The 739-nt window shown below is 56.6% G+C and carries 1 protein-coding gene; it reads left to right on the top strand.

All coding sequences use genetic code 11. From position 1 onward, the window contains the following. Positions 1–739: tandem-95 repeat protein (locus AC1DWI_RS25235; protein WP_477726193.1), on the top strand; the 739-nt coding region annotated here is incomplete at both ends.

Here is a 739-nt window from a genome sequence, read left to right as displayed (position 1 = left end):
CTGCACATACTGCGGGATTGATCGCCACTGTGATGGGTGCCGATGTGCTACTGGCCTATCCCGAAGTCAAAGGTGAGCTAATCGCCGGCACCGAAGACATCGGACTGCGCCTCACTGCCGAAACCTTGCTTGCCAACGACAGCACTTTGAACGCGGCAAGTTTCTTGAACAGGCCCATGCTCAGCATTAGCGCTGTGGGTAACCCAAGTCATGGTCAGGTTGCGTTGCGTATCAACGAGACTGGCGGCATCGAAGTGGTCTTTATTCCGGAGACCAACTACTACGGAAGGGCTAGCTTTTCCTACACGGTGACAGACCAGTACGGCTTGAGCACGGTGGCCAACGCTACGCTGGAGATCGTCAGTGTCAATGATGCCCCTACTGCGCGGGATGACACCGCCGTCGGTAACGAAGACAACACACTGATGTTCAACGTTGCAGACCTGCTGGCTAATGACTTTGATGTGGACACAGCTCGGGATGGTGATGTGTTGCACGTCACGCGTGTCGGTTTGGCTGAGCATGGCCAGGCCTTTCTTCAAGCCGATGGCATGGTGCGCTTCGTTCCCGATCTCAATTACAACGGCCCGGCCCAGTTCAGCTACTGGGTGGGTGACCGCAGCGATGCTCTGATCGCTGCAGGTCAGGGCCTTGAATCCCAGGCGACCATGTGTCTGACGGTGTTGCCCGTCAATGATCTGCCCGTGGTCGCGGGTGAGAGCATTGCAAGTGACKAAGA

The sequence above is a fragment of the Polaromonas sp. P3_C2 genome, assembly GCF_056402675.1.
Note: the sequence above shows the minus strand (reverse complement) of the source record. Positions and strands in the feature narration are given on the sequence as shown.